We start from the raw sequence: 25866 nt of genomic DNA on the forward strand, positions 1-25866 counted from the left end.
CACTAAAGGTGGCCTGGCTGAGTCAGAAAGGATCGATAGATGAGCCTCAATTTTCTTGATTTTGAAAAACCGATAGTCGAACTGGAAACGAAAATTCAGGCGCTGCGTGATGTGTCTCGTCACAGTACGAGCCCATCGGTGGATCTCGACAAAGAACTCGAACAGCTTGAGAAAAAAAGCCTTGAGCTGAAAAAGAAAATTTTCAGTGATTTAGGGGCTTGGCAAGTGGCGCAATTAGCGCGTCATCCACAGCGTCCTTACACGCTGGATTACCTTAACCATATTTTCACTGAATTTGATGAGCTGGCTGGTGATCGTGCTTTCGCTGATGATAAAGCGATTGTCGGTGGCATTGCGCGGCTGGATGGTCGTGCGGTGATGGTGATTGGTCACCAGAAAGGCCGTGAAACCCGTGAAAAAGTGCGTCGCAACTTTGGCATGCCAAAACCGGAAGGTTACCGCAAAGCCCTGCGTTTAATGCAGATGGCTGAGCGTTTCAATATGCCGATCATTACCTTTATCGATACTGCGGGTGCATACCCTGGGGTGGGCGCGGAAGAGCGCGGTCAATCGGAAGCGATTGCGAGAAACCTCAAGGTGATGTCTGGTCTTAAAGTGCCGGTGATTTGTAACGTAGTTGGCGAAGGCGGCTCTGGTGGCGCGTTAGCGATTGGGGTTGGTGACTATGTGAATATGCTGCAATATTCGACCTATTCCGTTATTTCCCCCGAAGGTTGTGCCTCAATCTTATGGCGTGATTCTGATAAAGCCCCGCAAGCTGCCGAAGCGATGGGCTTGATTGCGCCACGCCTGAAAGAGCTGGAATTGATTGATGAAATTATTGCTGAACCACTGGGTGGCGCGCATCGTAACCATGTACAGACGGCACAAAATGTCAAAGCGACTTTGCTGCGTCAGTTAGCCGATCTCGATCAGCTGAATCCGCAAAACTTGCTTGAGCGCCGTTATCAGCGTTTGATGAATTACGGTTACTGTTGATGGCCGAGCCGTTAAGGCATCGCGTCTATAAACACAAGGGTTGGCGAGTGCCAGCCCTTTGGTTTTTCTAGGCTCAAGCGATACACTTGCGCCACGGTTTGGAATTCGGTGTAGCTTATGAGCGATCTCTATCTTCATTTTGTACAGCAAATGGCCCGTTATCCCTTTCGCCAATTGGTGCTGGCATTAAGTGGTGGGGTGGATTCTCGCGTGTTACTGGCACTTTTGGCCCGCGGGCGGGATGAATTTGGCTGGCAAGTGGCCGCCGTGCATGTGCATCATGGTCTGAGTCCACATGCCGATCAATGGGCGAAAAACTGCCAAATGTGGGCGCGTGAAGTGGCTGTGGAATGCCAAGTTGAATATGTGCAACTGGCGATTAATAGCGGTGATAGCATTGAACAGATGGCGCGTGAAGCGCGTTATCAAGCGTTGACTCCGTATATCGATAATGACACGTTGTTGTTGCTTGGTCAGCATGCCGATGATCAACTGGAAACCGTTTTGCTGGCCCTAAAACGTGGCAGTGGTCCGAAAGGGTTAGCGGCGATGGCTGCTTATGCCCCCTTTGGATTGGGACATCTAGCGCGTCCATTATTGATGGTGAGCCGTGAGCAGATTGAAGAGTACGCCGTGCAGCACTCATTGAGCTGGGTGACGGACGAAAGTAACCTTGATATTCGCTATGAGCGTAATTTTTTGCGTCATCAGGTAGCGCCGCTGCTGAGTCAGCGCTGGCCTGCGATCCGCCAAGCGGTGCAGCGTAGCGCCGAACTGTGTGCTGAGCAAGAGTCACTACTGCAAGAGCTGCTGCAGGAAAGGTTACACCAAGCGCAGGCGGCGGATGGTTCACTGGTGATTGCCGATTTGCTGAACTGCAGCCCAGCCATGCGCCGTCAACTGCTCCGTGCGTGGTTTGCTGATCAGCAATTGCCGATGCCAAGCCGGCAGCATACTGAACGACTGTGGCATGAGGTCGCGTTGGCCCGCCAAGATGCCAACCCACAATTAAAGCTTGATCATATCGAAGTGCGCCGTTTTCAGCAGCGCTTGTATGTGGTGCAACCTAGGCTTGATGTGACGGCTTGGCGCAGTGCCATCGTCGCCGATCAAGCGCTGAAGTTGCCACATGATTTAGGTTGGCTTACCTTGCAAAAAAATTCTGCGGGTTATCTCAAATGGCCGGAAGAGGTGAGTCAGTTGTGGGTCAGTTTTGACCCGCAGGGTTTGCAAGCTTGCCCGGTGGGGCGAGTGGGTGCTCGAAAACTGAAAAAACTGTATCAAGAATATGGGGTGCCGAGTTGGTTGCGGCGTCAAATCCCGATCTTGATGTATCAACAGCAAGTGGTTTGTGTCGCGGGCTTATTTGTCGATCGGGCGTGGAGTGGGCAAGAGGGTGAATTGATTTGGTCTAAGTCTTGAACTGGGATCTTTGAATCTATTGCTGTGATTGAAGAGCATCGCATAAGAGGCGAGGCGTGAATCAGACCATGCAGAGCATTGCAACACGAGCTAACCAGTATGGGCTTTTTATTGATTGTTGAGAATAGCTGACAGATAATGCCGAGCAGTGACAGTCGTTTAAGGGATGAACATGAAAAAAATTGAAGCCATTATTAAGCCATTTAAACTCGATGATGTGCGCGAGGCATTGGCCGAAGTTGGCATTACCGGAATGACCGTGTCTGAAGTCAAAGGATTTGGCCGTCAAAAAGGGCACACTGAGTTGTACCGTGGTGCAGAGTATATGGTGGATTTTCTGCCCAAGGTTAAGCTTGAGATCGTGGTGACGGATGATGTCGCGGATCGCTGTGTGGATACCATTATTGAAACCGCGCAAACCGGTAAAATAGGTGACGGTAAAATTTTCATCACTAGCGTTGAGCGTGTGGTACGTATTCGTACTGGTGAAGAAGATGAGGATGCGATCTAACCTTTCATCACCCGTTGATCAGATTGAGAATAAGGAGCTGCGGCTCCTTATTCTATTTTTCAGCTCCTACCATTTGAAAATCAGCTAAGTTTTGAACATAAGTTCAGTTTTTAAAATCGGTTGATTGGAAAATAAGCGCTGTGGCGATGGACAGTGTATTCTTGAATACCGGCTGTATTTTGAGGGCAAGATTTGAGCAAGCAATGCTACACGCGAGTATCGCTAGGGCTGTCACTGTTGGTGGCGGCAGGTGTGCTGGCTTTTTATCGCCTATTCACCATTCCTAACCAGCCAGAATTACTGGTGATCCAGCGCGATCAGATCAGTGAGTCGCTGCACTGTTATCAAGATGTTCAGCCACACAGCTTAGATCAACAGGGGCAGCTCAATCTTTTAGTTTGGAATATCTATAAGCAAAATCGCCCTGATTGGTCAACTGAGCTCAGCGCGCTGAGTGTTGATCGACAACTGCTTTTGTTACAAGAAGCCAATCTTAGCCCTGCATTCGAACAGTGGATCCGCCAACATGGTTGGGCGGGTACCCAAACGCGAGCATTTACCGTGTTTGGCGAAGCGGCTGGAGTGATCAATTTAGCCCAAGTTATGCCGAGCCTTGCGTGTGCTTATACCCAGCAAGAACCTTGGTTACGGCTACCGAAATCGGCGATTTATGCGCGTTATCCGCTCAGTAACCAGCAGCAGTTAGCGGTGGTGAATTTACATGCGGTGAACTTCAGTTATGGCACGAAGGAGTATCAGCAGCAGCTTGCCACGCTGCTGAAGCAGCTCGAGGCTTGGAGTGGGCCAATGATTGTGGCGGGGGATTTTAACAGTTGGAGTGAAGCACGCATGGCACTATTGCGCGCTAAATTACCAGTGCTTGGGTTACAAGCTGTCGCTTTTACGCCAGATCATCGTAGCCAATTTATTAATGGCTTGGCGTTGGATCATATTTTTTATCGTGGCTTGGTGCTTGAAAACGCACAAGCGCCCAAATCGGGCGCTTCTGATCATAATCCACTGCTGGTCAGTTTCCGTTTAGTCGATTCACCGAGCGACTAGGCACTGATTTTCGTGACATCAACATACAGTTTGAGTTGTTGGCCTGGGCGGAGATATTTTTGGTTGTTTAAGCCATTCCATTTAACAATATCGGCGGTTTTGACTTTGAATTTATTGGCAATGCTGCTCAACGAATCACCAGAGCGCACTTTATAGTTTACGGTGCGCATCACGCCAGTCGGTTTGGTATCCTTCCAAATCACCAATTTTTGTCCGCTACGCAGCGCATCTTTCGGTGCCATACCATTCCACTTGGCGAGCGATTGATAAGAGACATTGTATCGTTTGGCAATCGCCCACAGGCTTTCACCAGTATTGACGGTATGCGTAACTTGATATTGGCCACGTGGAGCGGCTTGAGTTTTTGCCAGCCGATTATTGACACTCAGCGCGTAAGCTTTTTCATCTTTGACTGAGGTTGGCACCAGTAAATGATCACCAATCCGAATTTGTGGGCTGGTCATTTGGTTGGCGGTTTTAATCACTTTGCTGGTGGTGTGGTATTTATTGGCAATGCTGCTGAGTGTGTCGCCCGCTTTTACCTGATAGCGCACCACCTTGATGCCCTTGCCACGGTTCTCTTCGATCGCTTGATGAAAGCGTTCAACGTTTTCAATCGGGATCAGTAATTGATGCGGCCCATTAGGGGCGGTGGCCCATTGATTATAGGCAGGGTTAAAGCTTTGCAGCTCTTTGACGGTCAGCCCGGCATATTGCGCGGCAATCGCCAGATCCAATTGCTCTTTCGGATCCACCAAACTCAACACTGGGCGGTTTGCGATGGGTGGAATCGAAAGGCCATAGCGCTCTTGATTGGCAATCACATCGGCTAATGCGAGCAGTTTTGGCACATAACTGCTGGTTTCTTTCGGTAAATTAAGTGAGAAAAAATCGATGGATTTTCCTGCTTGTTGATTGGCTTTGATCGCGCGCGCTACACGCCCTTCACCACTGTTATAAGCGGCAATCGCATGTTGCCAATCACCCTTAAAATGTTGATTGAGGACAGTCAAGTAATCGAGCGCTGCATCAGTAGCCGCTGCCACATCTCGTCTTCCGTCATACCAGAAATTTTGGGTCAGTCCATAGCGCTTGCCGGTGGCAGGCACAAACTGCCACAATCCGGCGGCACTGCCATGTGAATAGGCAAATGGGTCAAATGAGCTTTCGACAATCGGCAACAGAGCCAATTCCATCGGTAGGCCACGCTGCTCGACTTTTTCGGTGATCAGATACAAAAATGGCTCGGCACGGCTGGCAATGGCCTGCAAGTGACGGGGATTTTTAATAAACCATTCGCGGTAAGTATCGACACTCGGATCTTTTGGTATGCCAAGTGTTAACTGCATGGCAATACGTTGCCACACATCAGATTGTTGTTGTGGTGATAGCGTCACTTCTTCAACCACACTCTCCGTCACCTCAATCGAGAGCGAAGGATCGTGTGCTGGACGTACTTTTTTCACCTTGACCGCTGGCGCCGCTGGGTTTACCGCTTGCGCATCGGATGTGGTGGTATCCACTGGTTGGGGGGTTTGACAGCCGACCAGCAGCAATGCCAATACCCAACTGAATTTAACTCGCATGTAACACAGCCCTTATTATTCATGGCTGCTGATGATACTTGCCAGCCGCTAGGGGTGACAAGCGTAAACGTTAAAATTCATTCTTCCATTCACGCAATGCGCTAAAGATTGCGAGCGGATCGGTGCTGGCGGCTCGGTTGGCGACTGCGCGCATGACACTGGGCTGCTCGGTGCGCAAGAATGGGTTGATCAATTTTTCTCGGGCTAAGGTAGTGGGAAGTGTCGGTTGATTATCGGCGCGTAATCGACTGACTTCCGCACGATAAATACGCAAGTTTTCGTTATCTGGCTCTACGGCTAGAGCAAATGCCAGATTAGAGGCGGTGTATTCATGCGCGCTATACACTTGGGTTTGTTCGGGTAGCGCGAGTAGGCGGTTGAGCGAGGTAAACATCTGTTGCATGGTGCCTTCAAAGACCCGGCCACAGCCAGCGGAAAATAGTACATCACCACAAAATAGGTGCTCCTGACCAAGATAACCAAGCTGGCTAAGATAACCAAGGTGACCTAAGGTATGCCCCGGCAAGCCAATCACCGTAAAGGGGTGATCCAATAGTTCAATTTGATCGCCATCTTGCACTGGATGAGTTAAGCCTGCGATCGACTCCTGCTTTGGGCCGATGACAAGCGTATTGGGGAATAGCTGCACTAACTGGCTGATCCCCCCCATATGATCATGATGATGATGGGTAATTAATATCGCTTTTAGGTGTAATTGATGCTGGCTCAGATAGGTGATGACGGGCGCAGCGTCTCCCGGATCAACCACAATGCAGTCGCGTTGGTTATTTTGCAGCAGCCAGATGTAATTGTCGTTAAATGCGGGTATGCTTTTGATCTGTAACATGAGTTGTCTCCGGTTACCTTGATGAGGCGGTGAGCAATGAAACCAGCACGCAGTGATAAAGCGCTTGAAACTCCACACTCATGGTCGCAACTAAAAAATGGCGATTGGGTGAGCGAGTCAATCCAGACCCGTTTAGATGAATGGTGCCCTAAATTGTTTGGTTACCACATGTTAAAGCTCGGCGGTCTGAGTTGTGAGCTTGCCAGTTGTACCTGCAATATTCAACATCAAGTCCATCTCGATGTGAACAATCCACTGCATACCGTGATCGCCGATCGCTACCAATTGCCTTTTTTAGAAAAGAGCATTGATGTGGCGATTTTGGCCCATCAACTCGATTACAGCCATGACCCGCACGGTTTATTACGTGAGGTTGACCGAGTGTTGATTGATGATGGTTATATGATTATCACCGGTTTTAATCCGATCAGTTGGATTGGTCTGGCGAGTTTAATGCCTTGGCGTAAAAATAATTTACCGTGGAGTGGGCGGATGTTCACCCCTAATCGGATCAAAGATTGGCTGAGTGTGCTCAACTACCAAGTGGTGGCCTGTGAGCAATATGCCTTGTTGCCGATTCATAAATATCGCCCATTATGGACTTGGTTAGAAAACGGTTTGGGCGAGTCGAGCAGCGTATTGGGCAGTCTCTATTTTATTGTGGCCCGCAAGCGAACCTGTCCGCTCAAACCGCTGCGATCTCAATGGCGCTTGAAGCGTCGGTTGACTCCGCTTGGCGTCAATTACCGAGTCGACAGCAAATTGCAACAATGAGTCGTGACTCACTTTGATTGGTACGGTTTTAATTCAGTCAGTGTGGCGCATTATTTGGCTTCTGGCTGATAGCCGGTATCGTCGTCAGTGGGATTTTCCGCGGCTTGGCGAGCAAGCTCATCACACATTTCATTTTCGCGATGTCCCGCATGGCCTTTGACCCAGCGCCACTCAACTTGATGGCGTGCTGTTTCACGATCAAGGGCTTGCCACAGGTCGGCATTTTTAACCGGCTTTTTGTCCGCGGTTTTCCAGCTGCGCAGTTTCCAATTGTGGATCCATTGCGTAATACCTTGGCGAACATACTGACTATCCGTAGTGAGAATCACGCGGCAGGGTTCTCTAAGCGCTTGCAATGCCATGATCGCAGCCAGCATTTCCATCCGATTGTTGGTGGTGAGGCGATAACCGCCAGCCAGTGTTTTTTCAATTTGCTTATAGCGCATAACGACGCCGTAGCCGCCAGGTCCCGGATTGCCAAGGCAGGAGCCATCAGTGAAAATTTCCACCTGTTTGTTCATGATTTGATACTATTGGGTCACGCAAAGAATTGGCATAGTCTGACATAGATATCCTCATGAATACTAGCAACAATGCAGAATACCAACGCATCGTAGTCCTCGATACCGAAACCACCGGTATGAACCGCGAAGGCGGCCCCCATTATGAAGGGCATCGCATCATCGAAATTGGTGCAGTTGAAATCATCAACCGTAAACTGACCGGGCGGCATTTCCATGTCTATTTAAAACCGGATCGTGAGATCCAACTGGAAGCGATTGAAATTCACGGTATTACCGATGAATTTTTGCGTGATAAGCCACAGTACAAAGAGGTTCATGCCGAGTTTCTAGCCTTTATCAATGGCGCGGAGCTGGTGGCGCATAACGCACCGTTTGACGTCGGCTTTATGGATTATGAATTTGCCAAACTCGGTCCAACGACGGGCAAAACTAGCGATTTTTGTAAAGTGACCGATACCTTGGCGATGGCCAAGCGAATTTTTCCGGGTAAACGCAATAACTTAGATATTCTGTGTGAACGCTACGGGATCGATAATTCGCACCGAACGTTGCACGGCGCTTTGCTCGATGCGGAGATTTTGGCTGACGTTTATCTATTGATGACCGGTGGACAAACCTCATTGCAATTTTCATCAGCCACGCAAAATAGTGGCGATCTGAGCGCAGAATCACTAACCCGAGCTCGTACAGCACAAAAAGCATTAAAGGTTTTGTATGCCAGCGCCGATGAATTACAAGCACATCAAGATCGTTTAGATCTGGTGGCCAAAAGTGGCACTTGCCTGTGGCGTAATTAGGAGTGGTTATGTTGAGGATCCTCGCGTTAATAGTGGGATGTTGGATCAGTTTCAGTGGTTTTGCTAACCAGTCGTCGAGTCTGTCGCTGCTTGATAACCGATTTCGCGTCGATCCAAACATTTCGCAAATCACTTTTGTGATTTACCGCGAAAATAATTCACAACCTGTGGTGTTAGTACGCCCTGATGGGCGCAAATATTATCAGTGGCGTAATCCAGACCATGTCCGTTGGTATCAAGAGCCATCGATGGACATTATTTCGATTGATGATCCGATGCCAGGACCTTGGCAAGCGATTGGTAAAGTGACACCTAAAAACCACATCAAACTGATTTCAGATCTGCAATTGACCAGTGATGTCTTACCCAGCCGCGTGTTTCAAGGAGAAGAGCTAAAATTCACGGCTCGCTTAACCTCGAATGGGCAACCGCTATTGCTGCGGGATTTTTTAGATCGAGTACATCTTAAAGTCACCTTTACTAAATATATCGATAATGAAGAGTCATTGGCTAAAGAGGCGCGGCCGATCCCAGTTGTGATTGGCGAATTTGCCGATGATGGCCAGTTGCTGGATGAAAAGCCCGGTGATGGCGTGTTTACGGTTGCACTAATGATGGCGGTTGAACCGGGTAAATATCGGGTGCGTATTACCTCTGGTAATGGCGTATTCCTGCGCGCTCAAGAGCAACAAGTGTTGGTCTATCCTAATCCTATATTGACTACCTTTATTCAATCACGGGTCAGCGGCACGCCGCATCAAGTGATGCTCACCGGAGAGCAAGGTATGATTGAGCCCGGCTCATTATTGGCGCATATTGTTCATCGTCATCCTTACCAAGATGACTATCTGGTACAGGCTCAAGCGGAGAAAAGTGCCCTGACCACCAAGGTGACGATTCCTTATCAAGGGGAATTGGGTCATTATGCTTGGCATGGCAAAGTTTGGGCTACTGAGTTAGCTGCGCAGCGTGAACTCTATTTTCCGATCGCCGATCAGACTTACAGTGTGGTGGATGAGTTAAATCTGGCTGAGGTTCGCCGGATCCAGCAACAGGAAGAGGCGCTGCGTCTACAGCAGGAACAAGAGCTGCGCATGCTGCAAATGCGTGAAGCACAGCGCAGCCGTACCATCATCTACATTATGCTCGGAAATCTTGTAGTGTTGATGTTAGCCCTAACCGGCTGGTTTGTACTGCGCAAAATCAAACGTGAAAAAGTACAGCAGCCACCGATGCAATTGAATATGCCCAATAAAAACAGCAAGTGATGCTACCCATCGAGTTATCAGTGGGGCTGATCGGGTATCCCCTTTCTACTTGAAGCGGTAGCGGTGTTGGCTAGGTTCGTTCACCCTAATCACAACAGGGAGAGGTTATCTCCCTGTTGTTGTTTCAGCGGCTTAATCTCAACTGATCCGTGATGGATTGCCAGCTCGTGGTCAATCTTACCGTTTGATGCTCGACAGCTTGGCTGGTTTGGGTAAACTCATGTCAATTGAATCGCAGGACTGATTGTGCTTGGTTCGGATCAGCCTGAATCACTAAAAATGAAAATCACCATAAGAGAGATGCGTTATGTACCAGGATTTAATTCGTAATGAACTGAATGAAGCTGCTGAGGTTTTACAGCAATTTTTAAGCGATGATCATAACATTGCCCAAATTGCCGCCGCGGCGAAACTGATTGCGGATTCGTTTAAGCAAGGTGGCAAAGTGCTGTCTTGTGGTAATGGTGGATCCCATTGTGATGCCATGCATTTTGCGGAAGAGTTGACTGGCCGCTATCGTGAAAATCGCCCCGGTTATCCTGGGATCGCGATTTCAGATCCGAGCCACATCTCTTGTGTGAGTAACGATTTTGGATACGACTTTGTGTTCTCTCGCTATGTTGAAGCGGTTGGTAGCAAAGGCGATGTGCTGTTTGGTCTGTCGACGTCAGGCAATTCTGGCAATATTCTAAAAGCGATTGAAGCTGCACAAGCCAAAGGGATGAAAACCATTGCTCTGACTGGTAAAGATGGTGGCAAGATGGCTGGCGTGGCGGATATTGAGATCCGGGTTCCCCATTTTGGTTATGCTGACCGTATTCAAGAAGTGCATATTAAGATCATTCACATCATCATTCAGTTGATTGAAAAAGAGATGGCATAAGACTGAGCCGTGCTCAGCCATCATCGCTGGGTGCTTGGTTAAAGAAAGGATCAATTTTCATCAGGAGTGGTTTAAACCATGTGTGAATTGCTCGGCATGAGCGCGAATGTACCCACCGATATCTGTTTTAGTTTTAAAGGCTTAGTGCAGCGTGGTGGAAAAACTGGCCCACATCGTGATGGCTGGGGGATCACTTTTTATGAAGGCAAAGGTTGTCGTACTTTTAAAGATCCGCAACCGAGCTGCCAATCCAAAATTGCCGAGTTAGTTTTGCAGTATCCGATCAAAAGTTGTGCGGTGATCAGCCATATTCGTCAGGCCAACCGTGGGGGCGTGAGTCTTGAAAATACTCATCCATTTACCCGTGAGTTATGGGGACAATACTGGACATTTGCCCACAATGGCCAGCTCACTGATCACCAAGCGTTACTGACTGGTCGGCATCGTGCGGTTGGTCAAACCGACAGTGAATGGGCGTTTTGTTGGTTGCTCAATCAGATGGAACAACAATTCCCAGCCGGTCCTACGAATTGGTTAGAGATGTGGCGCTATGTGGCGCAGTGCTGTGATTCACTGCGTTCGCTAGGCGTGTTCAATATGCTGTTGTCTAATGGTGAATATGTGATGGCGTATTGTAGCAATCATCTGTACTGGATCACGCGCCGAGCGCCATTTGGCCGAGCCACATTGCTCGATGAACAGGTCGAAATCAATTTCCAAGAGGAAACTACACCGAATGATGTGGTGTCAGTGATTGCCACTCAGCCGTTAACCGGCAATGAGAGCTGGCAGCGTATGAAACCGGGGCAATTTGCGCTATTTCATTTGGGAGAGCGAATCGCCGACAATACGGATTGACTGGCCGAAGTCGCCTTAGTCGATCTGCATGCTAGGTCGATCCGCATGGCTGATGGGTGGTCAAAGCATTTGCCGTGCTAGATAAAACAAGGGTTGCACGATGGCAACCCTTGTTTGGTTTTTACTTGGCGATTATTCGCTGGCGTAGCCATGCATGCCAAGCACTTCACCATCGAGATAGGCTTTGCCTTGTTGCATGGTTAAGCGACCTTCGACAAACCATTTCACCACGAGAGGGTAGATGCGGTGCTCTTGATCTTGCACCCGAGCCGTCAGCTCTTCGACACTATCTTGCTCGAAAATCGGTACCTTGGCTTGCAAAATCACTGGGCCACCATCAAGCTGCTCAGTTACAAAATGCACACTGGTGCCATGTTCTTCATCACCGGCATGAATCGCTCGTTGATACGTATTCAAACCCGGATATTTAGGCAAAAGTGAAGGATGAATATTGATCATTCGGCCTTGGTAGTGGCGAACAAATTCACCACTTAGGATGCGCATATAACCCGCCAACACCACTAAATCAGGCGCAAACAGGTCGATTTGCGCCATCAATGTGTCATCAAAGGCATCGCGGGTTGGATAAGCTTGAGGATCAATAAAACAGGCGGCAGCGCCAGCCTGTTTGGCGCGTTCTAAACCGTAAGCTGTTGCTTTATTGGAAAACACAGCCGTTACTTTGCCACCTTGAATACTGGTTTCACAAGCATCCATGATCGCCTGTAGATTGGTTCCGTTTCCCGAAATTAAAACAACAATGCTTTTCATGATTAGTTGATCTCTACCTGCGCTTGATCGCCATGTGCGGCTGCGATTTCACCGATCACCCAAGCGTTTTCGCCTTCGGCTTGCAGTAGAGCGACGGCCGCTTGTGCTTGCGCTTTAGGCAGCGCAATGATAAGGCCAACCCCACAGTTGAAAGTGCGGTACATTTCGTGAGTGGTCACGTTACCTTTTTGTTGTAGCCATTGGAAAATCACTGGCCATTCCCAACTGTTACCATCGATCACCGCTTTGGTGCCTTCCGGCAGCACGCGAGGAATATTTTCCCAGAAGCCGCCACCAGTAATGTGTGAGATGGCGTGAATATCGTGCTCGGCGATCAGTTTGAGGCCTGATTTGATATAAATCTTAGTAGGTGCGAGTAAGTGCTCACCAATGGTTTTACCGGCGAGTAGTTCATTTTTGTCCGCTTTAGAGACTTCAAGGATCTTACGTACCAGTGAGTAGCCGTTAGAGTGTGGGCCGCTTGAGCCAACCGCGATCAATGCATCACCGATTTGTACTTTACTGCCATCGATGATCGCTTCTTTTTCCACCACGCCGACGCAAAAGCCAGCTACATCGTAATCTTCGCCTTCATACATGCCCGGCATTTCTGCGGTTTCGCCACCAATCAGGGCACAACCTGCTTGTAAACAGCCATCGGCAATCCCAGTAATCACTTCTGCGGCAGTATCGACATCCAGCTTGCCGGTCGCATAATAATCGAGGAAGAACAGCGGCTCTGCGCCTTGTACGATTAAGTCATTGACACACATGGCGACCAGATCGACACCGATGGTGTCATGTTTTTTCATATCCAGTGCGAGACGCAATTTGGTGCCTACGCCGTCTGTACCAGAGACTAAAACTGGATGTTTATATTTGGTTGGTAGCTCACATAGTGCGCCAAAACCGCCTAGGCCACCCATAACTTCAGGGCGACGGGTACGCTTCACTGCACCTTTAATTCGTTCAACGAGTGCATTACCTGCATCAATATCGACACCTGCATCTTTATAGCTGAGAGATGGATTATTACCGTTCACGGGGAAGTTCCTCGGTCTAGTTGGATATGAAAACGGCGCTATTCTACAGGGCTTAAAACAAAAAGGAAAACGTTTGCGTAAGGTTTTTATCCGGTTTTAGCATCGAAAAAAATCCATAAATCAGTGTATAATCCGCAGGTTTAAATTAATGAAGCCGGAGTTGGACATGAAAATTGTTGAAGTTAAGCACCCTCTTGTAAAACACAAACTTGGCCTGATGCGTGAAGGCGACATTAGCACTAAGCGTTTTCGCGAGCTGGCGACCGAGGTTGGCAGCCTGCTGACTTATGAAGCAACGTCTGACTTTGAAACTGAAAAAGTGACGATCGAGGGCTGGAATGGTCCCGTTGAAGTGGATCAAATCAAAGGCAAGAAAGTCACCGTAGTGCCGATTTTGCGTGCGGGCCTTGGCATGATGGATGGTGTTTTAGAACACATTCCTAGCGCGCGGATCAGCGTAGTTGGGATCTATCGTGATGAAGAGACTCTTGAGCCAGTTCCTTACTTTAATAAACTGGCTTCGAACATTGAAGAGCGTATTGCACTGGTGGTTGACCCGATGCTGGCTACTGGTGGTTCGATGATTGCCACCATTGATCTACTAAAAGAGAAAGGTTGCCAGCAGATCAAAGTGCTGGTGCTGGTCGCGGCACCAGAAGGGATTGCTGCATTAGAAAAAGCTCACCCGGATGTTGAACTGTATACCGCAGCGATTGATGAAAAGCTCAATGATAAGGGTTATATCGTACCGGGACTCGGTGACGCAGGCGATAAGATTTTTGGAACCAAGTAATCCTATCAACGGGTTGAGTTAACAATGCGCTACTGAAGCTTGGATAAGTATCGAATACAAACCAAGGGAAGCCATGGCTTCCCTTGGTTGTGTTCGTGGTGCATGACGAGTTATTTGGACTTTCTTAGGCTCAACGTGCCCCCGGTACGTGGTGCGGGTTTGGCAGGCGTGGAACTGTTGCCGCTGGCATGCGTCGTCGTTGCGCGCTCTGGACGGTGCTGCGCTTTTTTCGAGTTTGGCGCATGGCGAAATTGTTGGGCATTGTTACCGTGATAGGTTTTTGGATTGCGGCGTGCTTTTGATTCACGATTGGCATCTCGACTATCAAACAGTTTGGCGTCGGTGGCGCGTTTAATCACCTCACCATTTGAGGCGACTTGAGATGCTTCTTCAGTACCACTGGAGCCTTCACACATTGCCAGAATTTCGCTCACTTCCGTTTCGGTTAAATAGCGCCATTTTCCGTTCGGGATCCCATCTAAAGTGATGTTCATGATCCGTACCCGCCGTAGTTTAAACACCTCATAGCCTAACGCTTCACACATACGGCGAATTTGGCGGTTAAGCCCTTGGGTCAGCACGATCCGAAACGAATAAGGTGTTTCTTGGGTGACTTTACACGGCAGGGTAATGGTATCGAGGATGTTGACGCCTGCCGACATCTGCTGGATAAATTCAGCGGTGATCATCTTATCTACGCGTACCACGTACTCTTTCTCGTGGTGATTACCGGCGCGTAGAATTTTATTGACGATATCGCCATCATTGGTCAGGAAAATTAATCCATCAGAAGGTTTATCTAAGCGACCAATTGGGAAAATACGCTTACGGTGGCCAATGAAATCAACAATATTACCAGCAATATCACGCTCGGTAGTACAAGTGATCCCGGTTGGTTTATTTAATGCGATATAGATTGGGCGCTCTTTGGCTCGTAGCGGTTTGCCATCAATACAGATCTCATCTTGCTCCGTGACTTTACTGCCCACTTGTGGGGGTAAGCCATTTAGCGTCACTCGGCCTTGTTCAATCAGTTTGTCTGCTTCTCGGCGTGAGCAGTAGCCCGTTTCACTAATGAATTTGTTCAGGCGTTTTTCGGTGGGTTGCGACATACAATTTCCTCACGTTTCACAACGGATGGTGGCGCAGCATCTGCTGCACAAAATCCGCGCATTCTAGCAGCTTTAGTCGTGTAGCCAAGACGTTTCTGCTTAAGTTTAGTGTGTTATTCATGGTGGGGGCTTTTTCGGTGCGCAGTACCAGCTTGTAGCTAAATGGTGATCTGTAAGATGATTGTCCAATCCTTTGCTATTATTATGGGCTGAAAATTAAGTCGCAACCCACTAGCTTGCGCTGTAGTGCTGAACTTTTGAGCAAACGCGCTGACTTGCACAGAAAGTATAGCCATAAGGGTTGCGCTTCCAATCATAACGAGTAATATACCCAACGTTCCGGTGAATAGCGCAGCTTGGTAGCGCATCTGGTTTGGGACCAGAGGGTCGGGGGTTCGAATCCCTCTTCACCGACCATATTTAAGGCCTCAGCATTTATGCTGGGGCCTTTTTGCTTTTTGCTTTTTGCTTTTTGCTTTCCTGTATCCTGCCTGTTACCTAGAATGGTCCGTTCCTTCATCGGCACCCCCCGCTATGCATTAGAGCTATCCCATGAGATCTGTTGAGTTGGTTATTTTGCTAGTGGTGATTTTCATTTAGCCATTGCTGCTTGGCCGATACGCTCATCTGTCTAGTTATCATCATTCGCTGACGAGTAAATCAATCGCTCAATCCGGTATATCACTATATCAAATGGTGGTTCTCGCTGTGGTTGTGGAGTGAATGATGGTATTTGCATCGTGGTATCCCCATTCTTGCGTTGCGACAAAAACGTCATTTTTGCTCCAAATTAACGTTTTTGACGGAGTGCGAATGATGATAATGATCACGTTTTACTGATTTGTTCGAGCGATTTCACGCATTGTTCGGATTACTCAGTGTGATTTGGCTCACTATTTTGCGTAGGGATGAGATTTTAAAGTGTGATCTAGCTTGAGTAAAACTCGTCAAAAATGAAGTTCCGTTTTTGACGAGAATCGTATCTTATTGACAATGTTGATTTTTATTTTAATGTCAATTTGTAAAGTTTGAACAAGATCACTGGCGTAAAGGATTAATTTTGCGCTTAGAAAAAAGTACCGCTAAATATCCCTGAATTTAAGGTAAAGCCATTGGCTGATGTCGTTTTGAGATTGGGTGCAGGCAGAGCACTCATCATCATTCACTAATTTAGGGTAACTATTATGTTGAACAAGAGTCTTATCTCTCTCGCAGTTCTCGCCTCATTAAGTGGCTGTGCGCTGACTACCTCTTCACCACAAGATGTGGTCAATGCACTGGCCAACAATCTCGATGTTCGTTATCAGGTGATGGACAATCATGGCGCGGATAATGGCCTTGCTTGTCAAACTCTGGAAGCGGAGTGGGCCTCTTGTAACCAAGTTAATATGACTTTGGTCAATCGCGGTGAAGCAGTTAACTCAAAAGATTGGGCGATTTATTTCCATAGCATTCGTCTTATCCTCGATGTGGGCAACGATCAGTTCAAAATTACTCGTGTCACCGGCGACCTGCACAAACTGGAGCCGACCGAAAAATTTGCTGGCTTTGCTGCTGGTGAAACAGTGACGTTACCGCTGATTGGCGAATACTGGACACTGTTTGATACCGACTTTATGCCAGGTGCTTTTGTGACCGCACCTGATGCTGAACCAAAAGTGATTGCTTCGCTGAATACTGAAGATGTGGCGAGCTTTGTCTCTGGGCTTGAGGGCGACAATCTTAAGCGTACGCCAAGTGATAACAACGTGTTTGCTCAAGCGGCATCTCGCTTTGAAAAGAACAGTGATGTAGCGATGCAAGATGTTGCGAGCGCGCTGATCCCAACTCCACTACAAGTCAAAACCCAATCCGGCTCAGTATCGATTGCCAAAGGGATTGCGCTGCCAAGCAAAGCGTTTGATGCCGAGCAAACTAAGGCGCTCAATGCACGTGCCGAGCTGCTGGGTGTCAACCTAAAAGGAGTCTTACCGACTCAAATCGCGATCAGCCCGAAAACATTCAAAGGTGATCTGGCCAAGTCTGGTTCTTACCGTTTAGCGATCACCGACAAGCAAATTAAAGTCACCGCCTTTGACCAAGCTGGCGCGTTTTATGCCATGCAATCACTGCTTGGTTTAGTCGATATGGCCAATGCGAGCCAACTGCCTAAAGTTGAAATTGTCGATGCGCCACGCTTTGCTTACCGTGGTGTGATGGTCGATGTAGCGCGTAACTTCCATTCTAAACAAGCGATTCTTGCGACCTTAGAGCAGATGGCGGCTTACAAAATGAACAAGCTGCATCTGCATTTAACCGATGATGAAGGTTGGCGTCTTGAAATCCCTGGCTTGCCAGAGTTAACCGATATTGGTGCGCAGCGCTGTTTCGACCTGAGTGAAACCGAATGCGTGTTGCCACAGCTCGGCTCTGGTCCAACAAGCGATAACTTTGGTTCTGGCTATTTCACCAAGCAAGATTATGTGGAGATCCTGCAGTACGCTAAAGCGCGCCATATTGAAGTGATCCCAGAAATTGATATGCCAGCCCACGCTCGCGCAGCATTAGTCTCGATGGAGGCTCGCTACCAACGTTTGATGCAACAAGGCGATGAAGCGGCAGCCAATGAGTTCCGCCTGCTTGATCCGCAAGATACTTCGAATGTCACCACGGTCCAGTTTTACGATCGCATGAGCTTTATCAACCCATGTTTGGATTCATCAAAACGCTTTGTTGATAAAGTGATCACAGAAGTCGCGGCGATGCACCAAGAAGCAGGTATGCCATTGACTACTTGGCACTTCGGTGGCGATGAAGCGAAAAACATCAAACTCGGTGCCGGTTTCCAAGATTTGAATAGCCAAGAGCCAGTCAGTTGGAAAGGTAACTTGGATCTGAGCAAGCAAGATAAGCCATTTGCTCGATCACCACAGTGTCAAAACTTGATTGCCAATGGCACTGTGAGCGATTTTGGTCACTTACCAAGCTACTTTGGTGAGCAAGTGTCTAAGTTGGTGGCCGAGAAAGGCATTCCTAACTTCCAAGCTTGGCAAGATGGCTTGAAGTACAGTGAGGGTGAACAAGCGTTCGCAACGGAAACGACCCGCGTTAACTTCTGGGATGTCTTGTACTGGGGCGGCTCTGCCTCTGCGTATGAGTGGGCAGAGAAAGGTTACGATGTGATCATCTCTAACCCAGATTATGTCTACATGGATATGCCTTATGAAGTGGATCCGAAAGAGCGTGGTTACTACTGGGCAACTCGTGCGACTGATACACGTAAGATGTTTAGCTTCGCACCAGAAAACTTACCACAAAATGCAGAGACCTCACTGGATCGTGATGGCAATGGTTTCAGTGGCAAAGGCGAAGTGAAAGGTAAGCCTTTCTACGGCTTGTCAGCTCAGCTTTGGTCAGAGACGGTACGTACCGATGAGCAATATGAGTACATGGTGTTCCCACGTGTTCTTGCTGCCGCTGAGCGTGCATGGCACCGTGCTGAGTGGGAAAACAGCTATAAAGTAGGGGTTGAATACTCACAACAGACCCAACGTGTCAACCATAAAGCACTCAATGCGGATTGGAACCGTTTTGCTAACGTGATCGGTCAACGTGAGTTGGCTAAACTTGAGAAAGCAGGCATTGATTACCGCCTCCCTGTTCCGGGTGCGAAGATCGAGAACGGTCATTTGGCCATGAACGTTCAGTTCCCTGGTGTCGCGCTGCAATACTCATTGGATGGTCAAACTTGGTTGAATTATGACGCACAACAAGCGCCAGCTGTAGCGGGAGAAGTTTGGATCCGCTCGGTATCGGCAACCGGTGAGCGTACCAGCCGAGTGACTTCGCTGAAATAAGCTCAGCGAGATCGACATTTCACTTAATGGATAGTCAAAGCCTCCGCATGCGGAGGCTTTGTTTTATCGTCCAATCAAACCCTATTCTCAGCGTTGATTAATTACCTTGATGGAAGCGGTACTCAAATACTTGGCCGTGTTCATTAAAAGCGTAAACCGCATAGCTGTCTTTCTTATCACCATATTCCATGCCCGGTGAGCCCATCGGCATACCCGGTACCGCTAGCCCTTTGGCATTTTTCGGTGGGTTAGCCAAAAAGTCTTGAATATCTTGCGCCGAAATATGGCCTTCAAATACATAGCCACCGATTTCCGCGGTGTGGCAAGAAGCCAACTTGGGGGCTAAGCCAAGTTGTTGTTTGATGCCATCCATATCTTCATGGATAACTTCCTTTACGCTAAAGCCATGTTGCTGCATATGTTTCGTCCACTCGCTACAGCAGCCACAGTAAGCGGATTTATGGTTGATGACCTCGACAGCCAGCACTTGCCCTGCAAAGGTGGTAAGCAGAGCAAAGGTCAATAGTGATCGTTTCATGGGTTTCCTCATTGAGAGTGTTGATTGAAAGAGATGTGGCACCAGCGCAGGCGATTGGCATTACTGACCACGGTGATCGAGGAGAGCGCCATTGCCGCACCGGCAATCACTGGGCTCAGCAAAAATCCAAAAGTCGGGTACAGTACACCTGCCGCAATCGGAATGCCAAGCGTGTTATAAATAAAAGCACCAAATAGGTTCTGTTTCATGTTGCGCACCGTTGCCTGTGATAGCTCGATTGCACTGACCACGCTGGTGGGGGCTGAGTTGAGCAGGGTGATTTGTGCACTTTCAATCGCGACATCACTGCCACTGCCCATCGCCATGCCAATATCTGCTTGAGCGAGTGCTGGCGCATCGTTAATGCCATCACCAATCATTGCAACTTGATGCCCTTGCTGCTGCAACGCTTGAATATGCTGCGCTTTTTGGTCGGGCAGCACTTGCGCAATCACTTGAGTGATGCCGAGTTGCTGCGCGATAGCGTTGGCGACCGAGGCATGATCGCCAGTCAACATCACGGTATGGATCCCAAGTTGATTGAGCTTTTGTACCGCAAGGGCTGAGCTCGGTTTAATTGGATCGGCAATTGCCAATACGCCTTGCAATTGCCCCGCATACGCGATGGCAACCGGAGTCCAAGCTTGGGTGGCAAACTGGTGCAAATATGGTTCAGCTACCGATAAATCAATGCCTTGTTCTTGCATCAATGCTAAAGAGCCGATGAAAACGCTGTGCTGCTGGTAGATGGCGGATAGACCACGTCCACGTCGGTTGGTAAATTCCGTGACCTCAAGCGGAGCAATCTCACGCTGCTTGGCATAATCACACATTGCTTTGGCAAGAGGGTGCTCCGATTGCTGCTCAAGCGCATAGAGTAAACCAAGCAACTGCGCTTCATCCCCTTGCAGCACATGCAGTGCTTGCACGGTTGGTTTGCCTAAGGTGAGCGTGCCAGTTTTATCAAATACTACGCAATTGATGTGACTGGCGGTTTGCAGCACATTGGCATCGCGGATCAAAATCCCCATTTCGGCCGCTTTGCCGATGCCAACGGTAATCGACAGTGGCGTGGCTAAACCTAAAGCGCACGGGCAAGCGATGATCAGCACCGTGGTGGCGACCACCAGCATGTAACTGGCTTTGGGATCGGGGCCATACCAGTACCATAGCGCAGCAGACAGCAGTGCGATACACAGCACCACGGGAACAAACACCGCGGAAATTTGATCGGCCAAGCGAGCCATGGCGGGTTTGCTACTTTGGGCTTGGCGTACCATTTGAATAATCCGCGCGAGCATGGTTTGTGAGCCAATTCCGGTGGCGTGAATCACTAAGCTACCGTCTTGATTGAGCGTTCCGGCCGCGACTTGCGCGCCGATTTCTTTGAGCACTGGGATCGGCTCGCCGGTTAGCATCGATTCATCCAGATAAGAGTGGCCTGAGTAGACAACACCATCAACCGGGATTTGCTCTCCCGGTTTGATACGCAGTGCCATACCTAACTGAATATCCGCGACGGTAATTAACCGATCGCCTTGCTCGGTTACTTGTGTCGCGTGCTGAGGTTGTAAATTAAGCAAAGCTTGCAACGAGCGGTTAGTGCGGCTTTTGGCTTTGGTTTCAATGTGATGGCCCAGTGAAATTAAGCCAATGATCATGGCCGTCGCTTCAAAGTACACATGCCGTGCTGCTTCAGGAAAAACATGCGGCCAAATCACCACCAGCATGGAGTAAACCCACGCTGCACCGGTACCTAGTGCAACTAGAGTGTCCATAGTGGCTCGGCGGTGAGTGAGTGCTCGCCATGCATTGACAAAAAAGTGACGCCCAGCCGTGACTAATAGGGCGAAGCAGAGCATACCGATTCCGCCCCAAAGCCACTGATCATGGCTGTTGCGGATCATCATATTACCGCCCAAGATGCCCCACAGCATTAAAGGTGTACCCAGCGCCATACCGAGTAAGGCACTCTGCTGATGCTCTTTTTGTAACGCATCCAGTTGTGCTTGCTGCTTGGCTTGCTGTTGTGCGGGGTCATCTAAGATCTCTGCTTGGTAGCCAGCACTTTGAATGGCGTTAAGCAGTGATTGTGGATCGGACAAACTGGCTTTAACCAACGCGCTTTGCTCGGCTAGGTTAACTTGTGCACTGTGTACCCCCTTAATCGAGAGCAGCGCTTTTTCCACCGATGCGACACAACTGGCGCAGGTCATGCCTTTAATAACAAGAGAGAATGTTTGGCTGGAGGCCTCGCTTTGTTGTGTGTTCGAGGAGTTCTCAGCATCAGGCGTGTCAGTTTTTTTCTCATCAATCGAGGCTGCTGGTGCTAGTGTGGATTCTTGTTCTGCTGCTATAGCTAGATAACCCACTTCGGCCACCAGCGCTGTTAGCTGTTCTGTGGTTAAGGTGGTGACCAAAGCAAGCTGATCTTTACTGATTTGTAGCTTGGCAATGTCTGGTCGTGCGCTGAGGTGCGTGGTGAGTTTATTGACACAGCGCGCGCAGTTTAAGCCCTGTAGGCGATAAGTTTGCTCGCAGCCGGCTTGATAACCCAGTGCTTCAATGTGAGTGAGCACTTCACTTAAGCTGGTATCAGTATACAGCTCAATCGAGGTTGGGCTCAGCGCGGTGATCTCGATAGTGAGATGCTGAGCGAGGTGGCGCTGCAGTTTTTGTGCACAGCTCATGCAATGCAGGCCACGCAGTGGTAAAGCAAAGTGGTTCATAATCGCTCCTCCTAGCGGAATGTCATCAAGCATAAACCTTGCCCTTAAGGTAAGGTCAAGCCTTCCTTACCACACTTATATTGCTCAGTATGAATTTGCAAAAAATCGTGCGTAGCATCGTGTCAGCTCGGATGTTAGAATACCGCCCAAAATTTCGCAGGCTGAGCACTCAGCAAAAGAATCTCATAAAGGTAATTGAAATGACGGTTAAAACTCGTTTTGCGCCTAGTCCAACTGGGTATCTGCACGTAGGTGGTGCGCGTACAGCACTCTATTCTTGGTTGTATGCAAAAAGCCAAGGCGGCGAATTTGTGCTACGTATTGAAGATACGGACTTAGAGCGCTCAACTCAGGCGGCAGTAGATGCCATTATTGAAGGCATGACGTGGTTAGGCTTGGAATGGGATGAAGGCCCATACTACCAAACCAAACGTTTTGACCGTTACAATCAAGTGATCGATCAACTATTGGCGGAAGACAAAGCCTATCAATGCTATGCCTCAAAAGAGCTGCTGGATGAAATTCGCGCCGAGCAAGAAGCCAATAAAGAGATGCCGCGTTACGATGCGAACCATCCCAAAATCCAAGCGGTCAATGCAGCGGCTAAGCAAGGCGATCCTTGCTGTATTCGTTTCCGTAACCCGAAAGAGGGTAGCGTAGTTTTTGATGACCAAATCCGTGGCCGGATCGAAATCCGTAATGACCAACTCGATGATCTGATCATTCGTCGTACTGATGGCACGCCAACCTACAATTTCTGTGTTGTTGTAGATGATGTCGATATGGGGATCAGTCATGTAATTCGTGGTGAAGACCACATCAACAACACGCCGCGCCAAATCAATATTTACAAAGCCATGGGCGCTACCATCCCAACCTTTGCCCATTGTGCAATGATCTTGGGTGACGATGGTGCCAAATTGTCTAAGCGTCATGGCGCGGTTTCTGTCATGCAATATCGTGATGAAGGCTACCTGCCTGAAGCGCTGCTGAACTACTTAGTGCGTTTAGGGTGGGGACATGGCGACCAAGAGATTTTCTCACGTGAAGAGATGATCAACCTATTCAGCCTTGGTGCGATTTCAAAATCTGCATCAGCGTTTAACACTGACAAACTGCTGTGGTTGAATAATCACTACATCAAAACGTCAGAGCCGGAGTATGTGGCGAAACACCTTGAGTGGCATTTTGATCATCAAGGCATTAACAAGACGACTGGGCCAGCATTGGCTGAGGTGGTTAAGTTAGTGGGTGAGCGTTGCAATACCCTAGTCGAACTGGCTCAGCAATCGCGTTACTTCTACCAAGATTTTACTGAGTTTGATGCGGATGCAGCGAAGAAACATTTGCGTGGTGTCGCGAAAGAGCCATTGATGCTGGCACTGAGTAAGATTGAAGCGCTGAGCGACTGGAATACCGAAGTTCTGCACCAAGTCATTGCACAAGTGTGTGAAGAACTTGAGATTGGTATGGGTAAAATCGGTATGCCACTGCGTGTGGCAGTGACGGGCGGCGGTCAGTCACCATCGGTAGATGCCGTGATGAACCTGATCGGTCAATCGCGGGTGATTAGTCGTATCAAAATGGCGTTAGCGTATATTGAAAATCGTGAAGTAAACGCACAGTAACCATTAATCTTCTTCATAACCAGAAAGTCGCAGCATAAACTGCGGCTTTTTTGCATCTCATTATTTCGATTTAGTGTTATACACTAAAGTTAATTTGTTGTGCTTTTGTTTTTCAAAAAGATAGCAAAAACGTGACAAATTATTAACTTAATCACCTTTTGCTTTTTGTTTTATCCACTATAGTTACTTTAACAAAAAGGTTGGCTCTCAGCAGAACTAAGCTTTTTGAATGGTCGTAGCGCGGTGAATCGCGAGCGACGATAAGCATAAAGATAAAAGGGAATACTATGAAAAAGCTAGCGGCAATTATTTCAGCGACGTTATTTCTGGCCTCTTCTGCAGCAGTAGCAGAATTATATGTTGGGGGTAAAGTCGGTCAAACTTGGCTAAATGATGCATGTCTGACTGGTCAGCCTTGTGATGATGATAGTCAGATGCTAGGTGCGATTATGGGCTATCAAGCCAATCAATGGCTATCTTTAGAAGGTGGATTTGATTACTTAGGTAAATTCACTGGTGCAGGATTGAATGATAGAAAAACCAAAGCGATCACTTTGGCACCCAAATTGAGCATCCCTCTTTCAGAAAAATTTGCATTATACGGTAAACTGGGTGGTGCTTTTGTCGATTACGGCAGTAAGGATGATTACTCATACCTTGGTGCGGCAGGTTTGGAATTTAATGCCAACCACAATGTGACTTTACGTCTGGAATATCAAAATATCACCGATATCAACAATGATATAATCCGTGCGAGTGCGGAGAGTGCCACTCTTGGTATGGTGTATAAATTTGGTGCTGTTGAGCAACCTGCACCGGTGATTGAGGCGCGTCCGGCCGAACCGGCTCCTGTGGAAAAAGTTGCGGTGACCAAAACCTTTACTTTCCAACGCCTTGATAGTAGTAGTACCTTCGCCAGCGATAGCGCCGAGTTAAAACCGGATGTGATGCCAAAACTGGATAAAGTGGTTGGTTATCTCAACCAATACCCACAAGCGAAAGTTGAAGTGGTTGGTCATACTGACTCCACCGCTTCCGAAGCTTATAACCAAAAACTCTCTGAGCGTCGCGCGCAATCAGTTGCTAAGGCATTAGAAACAAAAGGGATTGAGCAATCACGGATTACCGCAAAAGGTGAAGGTGAGCTAAAACCGATCGCGACTAACAAAACCGCTGAAGGTCGTCAGCAAAACCGTCGGGTTGAGTTGGTGATCCCTGAGTTTGAATATCAAGTGACTGAATAACGTTTCACTTCATCACTGATGTTGAATCAACAAAGGCCCGAATGGGCCTTTGTTTTTCTGGCTCGGCTAGCTTCGGTTTGGCTAACCTTTGTAAGGTAACCTGTTTATTTGAGGTCAATACTGTTTAGGCGCCCCATAAACACTAACAGTTCTAAGCAGTCTTGGTGTGCTGCCAGTAGTGCTTTTTTGGTTTTGGCATAAGCGGCGAGTTTGCCATGCTTGTTGATGGAACACACTACGCTGCGAAAAACGCATCTATCTTGGTTGTCATACTCACGCCACGCTGCAATATAGCAGGCATCTCTTGCCTTTGGATCTTCAAGAGTGGGTCTGGGCTTATAGATAATTTTTGGCTCTAAGCTATGGGGTAAACGCGTCATTAAATAAGGATCTTTGAGAATTTGCCGCCAAAACTTGCCCCACATTGCTAAGCCGAGTTGATTACGCAGCACAATGGCTTTTTTCAGCCCTTTTTGTTCACCCAGCCGTATAAAACCGACCGAACGGTGTAGCACAGTGTCGTCCGGTGTATGAATATGAATTTTATAGGCAGTGTTGGCTTTGGAAATGAAACGATGACCCGTATTGGTCGATAAGTTACTTTTCGGCATGATCAATCAATATCAATGAAACTATTGATA

At 48.3% G+C, this 25866-nt stretch carries 22 protein-coding genes and 1 tRNA gene; 14 read left to right on the forward strand and 9 right to left on the reverse strand.

Going from position 1 to position 25866, the window contains the following annotated elements; genetic code table 11:
• Positions 1-39: 39 nt before the first annotated feature.
• From accA to OOK74_RS03215, 4 genes are all read left to right on the forward strand, one after another.
• Positions 40-999 (forward strand): acetyl-CoA carboxylase carboxyl transferase subunit alpha, encoded by a 960-nt coding sequence (gene accA / locus OOK74_RS03200; RefSeq protein ID WP_166013468.1) that lies wholly within the window; start codon positions 40-42, stop codon positions 997-999.
• A 117-nt stretch (positions 1000-1116) separates the two neighbouring features.
• Positions 1117-2421, forward strand: coding sequence for a tRNA lysidine(34) synthetase TilS (tilS, locus tag OOK74_RS03205; protein ID WP_278183121.1), 1305 nt, complete (start codon positions 1117-1119; stop codon positions 2419-2421).
• 172 nt (positions 2422-2593) lie between these two features.
• Positions 2594-2932 carry a nitrogen regulatory protein P-II gene (gene glnB / locus OOK74_RS03210; protein WP_000717796.1) on the forward strand — a complete coding sequence of 113 codons (339 nt, stop codon included), beginning with the start codon at positions 2594-2596 and terminating at the stop codon, positions 2930-2932.
• 192 nt (positions 2933-3124) lie between these two features.
• Positions 3125-3994, forward strand: coding sequence for an endonuclease/exonuclease/phosphatase family protein (locus OOK74_RS03215; protein ID WP_274722133.1), 870 nt, complete (start codon positions 3125-3127; stop codon positions 3992-3994).
• Here the strand turns inward: OOK74_RS03215 and OOK74_RS03220 are convergent.
• The gene (locus tag OOK74_RS03220; protein WP_274722134.1) at positions 3991-5580 is read right to left on the reverse strand and encodes a LysM peptidoglycan-binding domain-containing protein; all 1590 of its coding nucleotides are present in this window, start codon (positions 5578-5580) and stop codon (positions 3991-3993) included. The two genes, OOK74_RS03215 and OOK74_RS03220, sit on opposite strands and share 4 nt — an antisense overlap.
• Positions 5581-5650: 70 nt before the next feature.
• Positions 5651-6427: a hydroxyacylglutathione hydrolase gene (gene gloB / locus OOK74_RS03225; RefSeq protein ID WP_274722135.1), complete on the reverse strand. Its 777-nt coding sequence runs from the start codon at positions 6425-6427 to the stop codon at positions 5651-5653.
• Between the two features lie 36 nt (positions 6428-6463).
• Here gloB and OOK74_RS03230 point away from each other — a divergent pair, with 36 nt between their 5' ends.
• Positions 6464-7201: a methyltransferase domain-containing protein gene (locus tag OOK74_RS03230; RefSeq protein WP_274722136.1), complete on the forward strand. Its 738-nt coding sequence runs from the start codon at positions 6464-6466 to the stop codon at positions 7199-7201.
• 50 nt (positions 7202-7251) lie between these two features.
• Here the strand turns inward: OOK74_RS03230 and rnhA are convergent, their stop codons facing one another.
• Entirely contained in the window at positions 7252-7722 is a 471-nt protein-coding gene (gene rnhA, locus OOK74_RS03235) for a ribonuclease HI (RefSeq protein WP_274722137.1), read from the reverse strand.
• 56 nt (positions 7723-7778) lie between these two features.
• Between rnhA and dnaQ the strand changes: the two genes are divergently transcribed.
• From dnaQ to OOK74_RS03255, 4 genes are all read left to right on the forward strand, one after another.
• Positions 7779-8522 (forward strand): DNA polymerase III subunit epsilon, encoded by a 744-nt coding sequence (gene dnaQ, locus OOK74_RS03240; RefSeq protein ID WP_274722138.1) that lies wholly within the window; start codon positions 7779-7781, stop codon positions 8520-8522.
• Between the two features lie 8 nt (positions 8523-8530).
• Entirely contained in the window at positions 8531-9790 is a 1260-nt protein-coding gene (locus OOK74_RS03245) for a TIGR03503 family protein (RefSeq protein ID WP_274722139.1), read from the forward strand.
• Between the two features lie 307 nt (positions 9791-10097).
• Positions 10098-10673: a D-sedoheptulose 7-phosphate isomerase gene (gene lpcA / locus OOK74_RS03250; RefSeq protein WP_166013459.1), complete on the forward strand. Its 576-nt coding sequence runs from the start codon at positions 10098-10100 to the stop codon at positions 10671-10673.
• Between the two features lie 78 nt (positions 10674-10751).
• The gene (locus OOK74_RS03255) at positions 10752-11531 is read left to right on the forward strand and encodes a class II glutamine amidotransferase (protein WP_274722140.1); all 780 of its coding nucleotides are present in this window, start codon (positions 10752-10754) and stop codon (positions 11529-11531) included.
• A gap of 132 nt (positions 11532-11663) precedes the next feature.
• On the opposite strand, the gene purN is transcribed toward OOK74_RS03255, so the two are convergent.
• Entirely contained in the window at positions 11664-12302 is a 639-nt protein-coding gene (gene purN, locus OOK74_RS03260; protein WP_274722141.1) for a phosphoribosylglycinamide formyltransferase, read from the reverse strand.
• A gap of 2 nt (positions 12303-12304) precedes the next feature.
• On the reverse strand, positions 12305-13345 hold the full coding sequence (gene purM / locus OOK74_RS03265) for a phosphoribosylformylglycinamidine cyclo-ligase (protein WP_166013456.1): 1041 nt from the start codon (positions 13343-13345) through the stop codon (positions 12305-12307).
• A 166-nt stretch (positions 13346-13511) separates the two neighbouring features.
• Here purM and upp point away from each other — a divergent pair, with 166 nt between their 5' ends.
• Positions 13512-14138 carry a uracil phosphoribosyltransferase gene (gene upp, locus OOK74_RS03270; protein WP_166013455.1) on the forward strand — a complete coding sequence of 209 codons (627 nt, stop codon included), beginning with the start codon at positions 13512-13514 and terminating at the stop codon, positions 14136-14138.
• 110 nt (positions 14139-14248) lie between these two features.
• Here the strand turns inward: upp and rluF are convergent, their stop codons facing one another.
• Positions 14249-15250: a 23S rRNA pseudouridine(2604) synthase RluF gene (gene rluF, locus OOK74_RS03275; RefSeq protein ID WP_278183122.1), complete on the reverse strand. Its 1002-nt coding sequence runs from the start codon at positions 15248-15250 to the stop codon at positions 14249-14251.
• A gap of 340 nt (positions 15251-15590) precedes the next feature.
• Between rluF and OOK74_RS03280 the strand changes: the two genes are divergently transcribed.
• A tRNA-Pro gene (locus OOK74_RS03280) sits at positions 15591-15667 on the forward strand.
• Positions 15668-16434: 767 nt separating this feature from the next.
• A complete protein-coding gene (locus tag OOK74_RS03285) occupies positions 16435-19086 on the forward strand; it encodes a beta-N-acetylhexosaminidase (protein ID WP_278183123.1) in 2652 nt (883 codons plus the stop codon).
• A 97-nt stretch (positions 19087-19183) separates the two neighbouring features.
• Here the strand turns inward: OOK74_RS03285 and OOK74_RS03290 are convergent, their stop codons facing one another.
• Both OOK74_RS03290 and OOK74_RS03295 read right to left on the reverse strand, forming a co-directional pair.
• Positions 19184-19624 (reverse strand): DUF411 domain-containing protein, encoded by a 441-nt coding sequence (locus tag OOK74_RS03290; protein WP_278183124.1) that lies wholly within the window; start codon positions 19622-19624, stop codon positions 19184-19186.
• A gap of 8 nt (positions 19625-19632) precedes the next feature.
• Positions 19633-22353 (reverse strand): heavy metal translocating P-type ATPase, encoded by a 2721-nt coding sequence (locus OOK74_RS03295; protein ID WP_274722145.1) that lies wholly within the window; start codon positions 22351-22353, stop codon positions 19633-19635.
• Between the two features lie 200 nt (positions 22354-22553).
• Between OOK74_RS03295 and gltX the strand changes: the two genes are divergently transcribed.
• Positions 22554-23981: a glutamate--tRNA ligase gene (gltX, locus tag OOK74_RS03300; RefSeq protein WP_274722146.1), complete on the forward strand. Its 1428-nt coding sequence runs from the start codon at positions 22554-22556 to the stop codon at positions 23979-23981.
• 287 nt (positions 23982-24268) lie between these two features.
• The gene (locus OOK74_RS03305; RefSeq protein ID WP_274722147.1) at positions 24269-25225 is read left to right on the forward strand and encodes an OmpA family protein; all 957 of its coding nucleotides are present in this window, start codon (positions 24269-24271) and stop codon (positions 25223-25225) included.
• Positions 25226-25329: 104 nt separating this feature from the next.
• Here the strand turns inward: OOK74_RS03305 and OOK74_RS03310 are convergent, their stop codons facing one another.
• Positions 25330-25836, reverse strand: a complete 507-nt coding sequence (locus OOK74_RS03310) for a Fe3+-citrate ABC transporter substrate-binding protein (protein ID WP_274722148.1) — start codon at positions 25834-25836, stop codon at positions 25330-25332.
• Positions 25837-25866 lie beyond the last annotated feature (30 nt).

Origin of the sequence: Vibrio misgurnus (assembly GCF_029635775.1) — a bacterium.
Lineage (GTDB): Bacteria > Pseudomonadota > Gammaproteobacteria > Enterobacterales > Vibrionaceae > Vibrio > Vibrio chanodichtyis.